The organism is Klebsiella sp. MS 92-3 (assembly GCF_000195655.1).
In the GTDB taxonomy this organism is placed as follows: domain Bacteria; phylum Pseudomonadota; class Gammaproteobacteria; order Enterobacterales; family Enterobacteriaceae; genus Klebsiella; species Klebsiella pneumoniae.
In genome coordinates this window covers 20407-28102 of sequence record NZ_GL882772.1, presented here as the reverse complement: position 1 = coordinate 28102, position 7696 = coordinate 20407, and the positions used below count along the sequence as shown (strand labels likewise).

Genomic DNA, 7696 nt, shown 5'->3' with positions numbered 1-7696 from the left:
AAGGCGCAGCCGCCACCCGGCAAAACAGCATCAATTCTGCAACACCGACGACACCAGCAGCTGGGTGTAAGGATGGTGCGGATCGTCGAGCACCCGGTCGGTTAAGCCACTCTCCACCACCTGGCCCTGCTTCATCACCAGCAGACGGTTCGCCAGCAGGCGAGCGACGCCGAGATCGTGGGTAACAATCACCACCGCCAGATTCAGCTCCACCGCCAGGCCGCGCAGCAGGTCTAGCAGCCGCGCCTGCACGGACACATCCAGCCCGCCGGTGGGTTCATCCATAAACACCAGCTTCGGCTGGGTGACCAGATTGCGGGCGATCTGCAGACGCTGCTGCATGCCGCCGGAGAAGGTGGTGGGCAGGTCGTCGATGCGCGAGGGCGGGATCTCCACCTCCTGCAGCCACTTTTCGGCGGTGGCGCGAATGTTGCCGTAGTGGCGGGCGCCGGTGGCCATTAGCCGTTCGCCGATGTTGCCCCCGGCGGAGACCTGGCGACGCAGACCGTCCATCGGGTGCTGATGCACTACGCCCCATTCGGTGCGCAACAGGCGTCGGCGTTCGGCTTCGCTCATGGCGTACAGCGAGCGCTGCTGGTACAGCACCTCGCCCTGCTGCGGCGTCAGGCGGGCGGAGATTGCCTTCAGCAGGGTGGTTTTACCGGAGCCGGACTCGCCGACGATGCCGAGCACTTCTCCCGGCCACAGCTCGAAGGAGACATCGCGAAAACCTTTATCCGGGGCGTAGAGATGGGTCAGGTTATTCACAGCAAGTAATGGCTGGTTCATTTTTTCTGCCCCTCGCTCTGCTGGCGGCAATAGTCGGTATCGGAGCAGACAAACATCCGCTGGCCGCTGTCATCCAGCACCACTTCGTCGAGGTAGCTGTGGCGCGAGCCGCAGATGGCGCAGGGCTCATCCCACTCCTGCACGGTAAAGGAATGGTCGTCGAAATCGAGACTCTCCACCGGGGTATAGGGCGGCACGGCGTAGATCCGCTTTTCGCGCCCGGCGCCGAACAGCTGCAGCGCCGGCATCATGTGCATTTTCGGGTTATCGAATTTCGGGATCGGCGAAGGGTCCATCACGTAGCGGCCATTGACCTTCACCGGATAGGCGTAGGTGGTGGCGATATGGCCGAAGCGGGCGATATCTTCATACAGTTTCACCTGCATGACGCCGTACTCTTCCAGGGCGTGCATGGTGCGGGTTTCGGTTTCACGCGGCTCGATAAAGCGCAGTGGCTCCGGGATCGGCACCTGGTAGATCAGGATCTGATCCTCCACCAGCGGCGTCTCCGGGATCCGGTGGCGGGTCTGGATCAGGGTGGCGTCTTCGGTACGCTCGGTGGTGGCGACGCCGGTGACGCGCTTAAAGAACTGACGAATCGACACCGCGTTGGTGGTGTCATCCGCGCCCTGGTCAATCACCTTCAGTACGTCGTTCTCACCGATGACGCTGGCGGTCAGCTGGATGCCGCCGGTGCCCCAGCCGTAGGGCATTGGCATTTCGCGCCCGCCGAACGGCACCTGGTAGCCGGGAATCGCTACCGCTTTGAGAATAGCCCGGCGGATCATGCGCTTGGTTTGCTCGTCGAGGTAAGCAAAGTTATAGCCAGTCAGTGGGTTAGCCACGTTCGTTCTCCCGTTGCAGGCGTTTCAGCAGCGCCAGTTCGGCCTGGAAATCGACATAGTGCGGTAGCTTCAGATGCGAGACGAAGCCGGCCGCTTCGACGTTATCGGCGTGGGCCAGCACAAACTCTTCATCCTGCGCCGGGCCGGCAATCTCTTCGTCATAGTCCGGCGCCTGCAGCGCACGGTCGACCAGCGCCATGGCCATCGCTTTGCGCTCGCTCATGCCGAAGGTCAGGCCGTAGCCGCGGGTGAAGTGCGGCGGCTCCTCCTGCGGGGCGACGAAGCCATTAACCATCTCGCACTCGGTCAGCAGCAGCTCGCCAATATTGACGCTAAAGCCCAGCTCTTCCGGGACGATTTCCACCTGCACGTAGCCGCTGCGGATCTCGCCGGCAAACGGATGGTTGCGGCCATAGCCGCGCTGGGTCGAATAGGCCAGCGCCAGCAGGTAGCCTTCATCGCCGCGCATCAGCTGCTGCAGGCGCGAGGAACGCGAGCAGGGGTAGACCGGCGGGGTGCGGGTGATATCGTCGGGCGGCGTGCCGCGATCTTCCTCGGTCTTCGCCAGCCCCTGCTGCGTGAGCAGGCTAAAGACGTGCGGCGTCGGCTCTGCTTCGCCATTGGCTTGCTGCACAGACGGCGCTTCGCCGTTGGCCAGCAGGGTAAAATCGAGCAGGCGGTGGGTGTAGTCGTAAGTGGGGCCCAGCAGCTGGCCGCCGGGGATATCTTTATACACTGCGGAGATGCGGCGTTCGAGGCGCATCTCCGCGGTATTAATCGGTTCGCTGACCGCCAGCCGCGGCAGGGTGGTGCGGTAGGCGCGCAGCAGAAATATTGCTTCGACGTTATCGCCGCTGGCCTGCTTCAGCGCCAGCGCCGCCAGTTCGCGGTCGGCGATGCCGCCCTCGGTCATCACCCGGTCCACCGCCAGGCTGAGCTGGTCGCCTATCTGTTCGACGCTCAGTTCGGGAAGCCGTCCATCGCCCCGTCGTTTCTGTTCCTGTAAGGCGTGAGCGGCGCGGATCGCCTTCTCGCCGCCCTTGACGGCAACGTACATTTAGCACACCTCCACGTGGGTGGTGCGCGGGATCGCCAGCAGGCGCTCGCCGCAGGTGAGGATCAGGTCGATGCCCAGCGGGAACGGGTGCGGGCGTTCGGTTAATTCGTCGATGATGCAGTCCGGCAGCTGCGGCGCGATCATTCGCTCTTCGGCAATGCCTGCCCCGGTCAGGCGCAGCATGCGTCCGCCGCTGAGGCTGGCAAGCTGAACGATCAGTGTGACGCCGGTTTCCGGCGCGGTGACGGTGCCAGCGGAAAGGACGTTGAGCTGCTCGGCGCTGATACCGTCATTGGCGATGGCAAAAACCGCCTGCTGCGGCTGGTCCACCAGCGGCGCGCCGGTATGAAAGCGCAGATTCTGTCCCACCAGATCGTTACGCAGAGCGCTGGCGAGCCAGACCGGTGTTTCATGATCGGCAAGGGTCAACAGCAGGCTGGTGGAGGCCACGTTCAATGGCTGCCAGCCGTGCTGAAGCTGCTGCAGGGAGACAATCACCCCCGGCTCGCTCATCGCTTTCAGCAGGCGACGAAAACTGTGTTGGGCATCCTGCACAGCCAGGGTAAAAGCGGGTTGTAAGGTCATGCGTTATCTCCGCGAACCAGGGTAAAGAAGTCGACCCGGCTGGCGTTGACTTCGGCGCGTCGGGCTTCAATGCGCGCGCTGCGTAGCGCTTCCAGCGGGGTTATCAGGGTTTCCATTAAGGTGTGAAAATGGCGGGGCGACTGCAGCAGGGCGTCGATCGCCGCGCAGCGTTCAGCGTGCGGGCGGTCGCGGCCTAAGATCCAGCTGTAACCGAGGGTACCGTCAGCCAGGCGTACCGCTGCGCGGGTAAGGGTGGCGTCGCCGGCAAAGAAGCGGTCGCCGATACCGCCCATGCGGGCCTGGAGCTGTACCAGCCCGGTTTCCGGGGTGCGAATCAATTCATATTCCGGCGCCAGCTGCAGGGACTGCATGCGCGCCAGAAGGTCCTGCGGTTCACTGTGGGCCAGCACGGACATCCAGCGCTGGCGGGTGGCGGTATCGAAGTGCATTCAGTGCTCCATGGTAAATTCAATCATGTCGGCGCGGGTCAGGCTGACGGAGTACTCCGCTGTGAGCGACTCGCCCTCGCGGCTATTGAGCGTGCGGACGCAGAGCAGCGGCGCCATATTGGGGATTTCCAGCAGCTTGCTCTCTTTTGCCTGCGCGCGGCGGGCGCTAATTTTGGTGCGTACGCGGGTCAGTTCGACGTCGAGCCGATCGCGTAGCAGATCGTGCAGCGAGCCGTGGCTGAAGGTCTGTAGCACCGGCCAGAAGCGCAGGTCGGCGAAGTAGTGGTCAATCAGGCACAGGGCGACGCCATTGACCCGTCGCAGGGTACGCAGGTGGATCACGTTCTCGCCCTCATTGATGCCAAAGGCTTCGGCGACATGGGCGCTGGCGGGGCGCAGCACCGACAGCAGCTTTTCGCTGGTGGGATCGCTGCCTTGTTCCAGCAGGTTTTGGCTGAAGCGCGCCTGGGCGTTAAGCGGGTAGTCGATGGGGCGCATCAGCACCAGCACACCCACGCCCTGACGGCGCTGAACCCAGCCGCGCTCAACCAGCTGGTCGATAGCCCGGCGCAGGGTGTGGCGGTTAACGTCGAAGCGCGTCGCCAGCTGCTGCTCGGCGGGCAGATAGTCGCCGCAGCGATAGTGATGGCGCAGCTCCTGCTCAAGTCGGGCGGCGATTTCCTGATAGCGCGTGGGGTAACTGGTCGGATGTCTGGACAGGTGCATAGTCATCAAGCCTCACACAGCATAGGCGAGGAGCTTCCTCGCGTTGTGGGCCGATCCTGACCGGTTTATGTTGCATTTCGGTTAAGTGACGATGACTAAAGGATGAAGAGTTGATGCCAGGCGGATGACAGGGCGGCCGGGCCGCCCTGGGGGCGTCAGCCTTGTTTGACCACGTTGATCATCCAGGGGACGCCAAAGCGGTCGACGACTTTGCCGAAGCCGTGGGCCCAGAAGGTTTCCTGCCAGGCCATCTCAATGCGCCCGCCGACAGCCAGCGCGTCGAACCAGCGCTGGCCTTCAGCGACATCGCTGGGATCGAGGACGAGGGTGAAGCCGGCGTAATGCACATCGGGCCCGAAGGCGCTGTCGCTCAGCATCAGCTCGCCATTATTGATGCGCAGGCTGGCGTGGGCGATAGCATCATCCGCCATCTTCTGGCCAGACGGGCAGCCGTCTGACGCTTCCTGCGCCGGGGGCGGCATTTCGCCAAAGGTCATTTTAAACATCAGCTCTGCGCCCAGCGTCTGCTGGTAGAAGGCGATCGCCTCGGCGCAGTTGCCCGCAAAGGCAAGGTAGGGACTTAAGGACATGGTGAATACCTCAGTGACCGTAACCCGTAAAGCGTAGTCGCCCGGCAGGCGATTGAGCCAGACGGCAGGGCGAAAAGGGGCGCTGAAATATGACGGCAGGCGACAGCGTAAATAGCGGTTGCCGGCGAGGGAAATAACAGGATGCGCCGGGGGACAAACGGCCACCAGGATATCGGGAGCGGCGACGGTTATGTGAAAAAATAATCGCGCCGCCTACCCGAAATTAAATCAGTTCTTTTTCACAAATTCCGATTTGAGCTTCATCGGACCAAAACCGTCAATTTTGCAGTCAATATTGTGATCGCCTTCGACCAGACGGATATTTTTCACTTTGGTGCCGATTTTCAGCATCGAAGAGCTGCCTTTAACCTTCAGATCTTTCACGATGGTAACGCTGTCGCCATCGGCCAGTAAATTGCCATTGGCATCTTTAACGATCAGAATGTCGCTCTCTTCCGTCGCCTCGGCAGGGTTCCACTCATGGGCACATTCCGGGCAGATGTACATGCCGCTATCTTCATAAGTGTAAGTCGAATCGCATTTTGGGCAGTGTGGCAGTTGCATGACGCTCCTCATGATGTCGTCGAAAAACAGGACGTTGGTCCTTTAAACTGCGGCTGAGAGCCGAAAGTGGGTATGATTATAGCGCAATCACCCACTTTTGTCGGGTGTTTTTTTGCTAAAAAATAGCCGTGGTGTTATTCCGGAAAGAAGCGAATAAACGCTGAAATTAACCGCCCGAAGTGGAGCAAAATCGACGAAATAATTTCCGCGCGAACGGTAGGAAATGAACTTATTTATTTTCCGACACTCTGTAATGAGGCGGTAAATTTCTGTGAAGTTGATCGCAGATATAAACACTGTTAGGGTAAAAAAGGGGAGCAGGTCAATTTCATCAAGCATCACGATGAGCCGCTCCATTTATTCACCAGTAGCCAGAGCAGGCGTCAACAGGTTCGGTTGTACATTCTGTCAGCAGACAGTGCAGGCAAACCTGCTACGCTTGAAATGAGGAGCACAGCAATTCACCGCTCCTGACGCACGATGCGAATGGCCTTGCCATTCGGCGAAGAGGCGTGCACTCAAGGCGGAGTAGCAGAGGAAAAATATGCTTAAAAGGAAAAAAATAAAGCCCATCACCCTTAAGGATGTGACCATCATCGATGATGGTAAACTGAAAAAGGCGATCACCGCGGCCTCCCTGGGCAACGCGATGGAGTGGTTCGATTTCGGCGTCTACGGCTTTGTGGCCTACGCCTTAGGTAAAGTCTTCTTCCCCGATGCCAACCCAAGCGTGCAGATGATTGCCGCGCTGGGTACCTTCTCCGTACCATTTTTAATTCGTCCGTTAGGCGGCCTGTTCTTCGGGATGCTGGGCGATAAATATGGTCGGCAAAAAATTCTCGCGATAACTATCGTGATCATGTCGATAAGTACTTTCTGTATCGGCCTTATTCCGTCGTATGCCACGATAGGTATCTGGGCACCGATCCTGCTGCTGCTGTGTAAAATGGCGCAAGGCTTCTCGGTTGGCGGTGAATATACCGGGGCGTCGATCTTCGTCGCGGAATACTCTCCTGACCGCAAGCGCGGCTTTATGGGCAGCTGGCTGGACTTTGGCTCCATCGCCGGGTTTGTGATGGGGGCCGGCGTGGTGGTTCTCATCTCCAGCGTGGTGGGTGAACAGAACTTTCTCGACTGGGGTTGGCGTATCCCGTTCTTCCTGGCGCTACCGTTAGGTATCATTGGTCTCTACCTGCGCCATGCGCTGGAAGAGACGCCGGCGTTCCAGCAGCATGTTGACACCATGGAGCAGGGCGATCGTGAAGGATTGCAGGACGGGCCGAAGGTCTCTTTTAAAGAGATTGCCACCAAGCACTGGCGTAGCCTGCTGACCTGTATCGGTCTGGTGATTTCCACCAACGTGACTTACTACATGCTGCTGACCTACATGCCGAGCTATCTGTCGCATAACCTGCACTACTCGGAAGATCATGGGGTGCTGATCATCATCGCTATCATGGTCGGGATGCTGTTTGTACAGCCGGTTATCGGTATGCTCAGCGACCGTTTCGGCCGTCGCCCGTTTATCCTGATTGGTAGCGTGGCGCTGTTTGCCCTGTCGATCCCGGCCTTCATTATGATCAACAGCAACGTGACTGGCCTGATCTTCGCCGGCCTGCTGCTGCTGGCGGTGGTGCTGAACTGCTTTATCGGGGTGATGGCCTCCTCGCTGCCGGCGATGTTCCCGACGCACATCCGCTTCAGCGCCCTGGCCAGCGCCTTTAACATCTCGGTGCTGATTGCCGGTCTGACGCCAACCCTGGCGGCGTGGCTGGTGGAGACCACCCAAAACCTGATGATGCCGGCGTACTACCTGATGGTTATCGCGGTGGTGGGTATGGCGACGGGCCTGTCGATGAAAGAGACGGCTAACCGTCCGCTGAAAGGGGCGACCCCGGCGGCGTCGGATATCCAGGAAGCGAAAGAAATCCTTGGCGAGCACTACGATAACATCGAGCAAAAAATCGAAGATATCGATCAGGAGATCGCCGATCTGCAGGCAAAACGGTCGCGTCTGGTGCAGCAGCATCCGCGTATCAACGACTAACCGTTTTCACTGTTAATCATGCCGCCTGGGGAAACCCCGGCGGC

10 protein-coding genes are annotated in these 7696 nt (G+C 59.8%); 1 reads left to right on the top strand and 9 read right to left on the bottom strand.

Going from position 1 to position 7696, the window contains the following annotated elements:
* Positions 1-30: 30 nt before the first annotated feature.
* The 9 genes from phnK to HMPREF9538_RS33185 form a co-directional block, all read right to left on the bottom strand.
* A complete protein-coding gene (gene phnK / locus HMPREF9538_RS19420) occupies positions 31-789 on the bottom strand; it encodes a phosphonate C-P lyase system protein PhnK (protein WP_004178305.1) in 759 nt (252 codons plus the stop codon).
* On the bottom strand, positions 786-1634 hold the full coding sequence (locus tag HMPREF9538_RS19425) for an alpha-D-ribose 1-methylphosphonate 5-phosphate C-P-lyase PhnJ (RefSeq protein ID WP_009484479.1): 849 nt from the start codon (positions 1632-1634) through the stop codon (positions 786-788). Before HMPREF9538_RS19425 ends, phnK begins: the two co-directional genes overlap by 4 nt.
* Positions 1627-2691, bottom strand: a complete 1065-nt coding sequence (locus HMPREF9538_RS19430) for a carbon-phosphorus lyase complex subunit PhnI (protein WP_004210033.1) — start codon at positions 2689-2691, stop codon at positions 1627-1629. Before HMPREF9538_RS19430 ends, HMPREF9538_RS19425 begins: the two co-directional genes overlap by 8 nt.
* Positions 2692-3276, bottom strand: a complete 585-nt coding sequence (gene phnH, locus HMPREF9538_RS19435) for a phosphonate C-P lyase system protein PhnH (protein ID WP_004221970.1) — start codon at positions 3274-3276, stop codon at positions 2692-2694.
* Positions 3273-3725 carry a phosphonate C-P lyase system protein PhnG gene (gene phnG / locus HMPREF9538_RS19440; RefSeq protein ID WP_004210036.1) on the bottom strand — a complete coding sequence of 151 codons (453 nt, stop codon included), beginning with the start codon at positions 3723-3725 and terminating at the stop codon, positions 3273-3275. The genes phnH and phnG overlap by 4 nt, the downstream gene beginning before the upstream one ends.
* Complete coding sequence (gene phnF / locus HMPREF9538_RS0127200) at positions 3726-4451, bottom strand: phosphonate metabolism transcriptional regulator PhnF (protein ID WP_004177785.1); 726 nt, start codon at positions 4449-4451, stop codon at positions 3726-3728.
* Between the two features lie 155 nt (positions 4452-4606).
* Complete coding sequence (yjdN, locus tag HMPREF9538_RS19445; RefSeq protein WP_002885221.1) at positions 4607-5041, bottom strand: VOC family metalloprotein YjdN; 435 nt, start codon at positions 5039-5041, stop codon at positions 4607-4609.
* A gap of 228 nt (positions 5042-5269) precedes the next feature.
* Positions 5270-5605 (bottom strand): zinc ribbon domain-containing protein YjdM, encoded by a 336-nt coding sequence (locus HMPREF9538_RS19450; RefSeq protein ID WP_032419881.1) that lies wholly within the window; start codon positions 5603-5605, stop codon positions 5270-5272.
* Positions 5606-5692: 87 nt separating this feature from the next.
* Entirely contained in the window at positions 5693-5962 is a 270-nt protein-coding gene (locus HMPREF9538_RS33185) for a hypothetical protein (RefSeq protein ID WP_009484475.1), read from the bottom strand.
* A 187-nt stretch (positions 5963-6149) separates the two neighbouring features.
* Between HMPREF9538_RS33185 and proP the strand changes: the two genes are divergently transcribed.
* Entirely contained in the window at positions 6150-7652 is a 1503-nt protein-coding gene (proP, locus tag HMPREF9538_RS19460; RefSeq protein ID WP_004177782.1) for a glycine betaine/L-proline transporter ProP, read from the top strand.
* The last annotated feature ends 44 nt before the right edge of the window (positions 7653-7696 follow it).

What these genes read in the sequence shown, in the direction of transcription:
- phnK (WP_004178305.1), bottom strand. Translation starts at nt 789, where the DNA reads ATGAACCAGCCATTACTTGCTGTGAATAACCTGACCCATCTCTACGCC.
- HMPREF9538_RS19430 (WP_004210033.1), bottom strand. Translation starts at nt 2,691, where the DNA reads ATGTACGTTGCCGTCAAGGGCGGCGAGAAGGCGATCCGCGCCGCTCAC.
- phnH (WP_004221970.1), bottom strand. Translation starts at nt 3,276, where the DNA reads ATGACCTTACAACCCGCTTTTACCCTGGCTGTGCAGGATGCCCAACAC.
- phnG (WP_004210036.1), bottom strand. Translation starts at nt 3,725, where the DNA reads ATGCACTTCGATACCGCCACCCGCCAGCGCTGGATGTCCGTGCTGGCC.
- phnF (WP_004177785.1), bottom strand. Translation starts at nt 4,451, where the DNA reads ATGCACCTGTCCAGACATCCGACCAGTTACCCCACGCGCTATCAGGAA.
- yjdN (WP_002885221.1), bottom strand. Translation starts at nt 5,041, where the DNA reads ATGTCCTTAAGTCCCTACCTTGCCTTTGCGGGCAACTGCGCCGAGGCG.
- HMPREF9538_RS19450 (WP_032419881.1), bottom strand. Translation starts at nt 5,605, where the DNA reads ATGCAACTGCCACACTGCCCAAAATGCGATTCGACTTACACTTATGAA.
- HMPREF9538_RS33185 (WP_009484475.1), bottom strand. Translation starts at nt 5,962, where the DNA reads ATGGAGCGGCTCATCGTGATGCTTGATGAAATTGACCTGCTCCCCTTT.
- proP (WP_004177782.1), top strand. Translation starts at nt 6,150, where the DNA reads ATGCTTAAAAGGAAAAAAATAAAGCCCATCACCCTTAAGGATGTGACC.